Annotated in this window: 1 protein-coding gene; it reads left to right on the forward strand. The window is 66.3% G+C overall.

Translation table 11 applies throughout. The features are described 5' to 3' along the window. Window positions 1-255 (forward strand): type VI secretion system Vgr family protein (locus ACW9HX_RS29205; protein ID WP_457383227.1); only part of this gene is annotated, 255 nt, incomplete at both ends.

The following is a 255-nucleotide window of genomic DNA, read 5'->3' on the forward strand; positions in this document are numbered from 1 at the left end:
ACGAACTGCGCATCGACGACACCACCAGCGAAATCAGCATCGCGCTGCGCAGTGACCACGGTGCGAGCGCGATCAACCTCGGTTACCTGACCCATCCACGTCCGAGCGGCGGGCAGCCACGGGGCGAAGGCTTCGAACTACGCACCGACCGCCACGGCGCCGTGCGTGCCGGCGCCGGTCTGTTGATCACCACCGAACCGCGCCCGAACGAATCGAAACACCACAAGGACCTGCCGGAAACCGCCGAACGTCTGG

It is taken from the genome of Pseudomonas sp. SDO52101_S400, assembly GCF_054071635.1.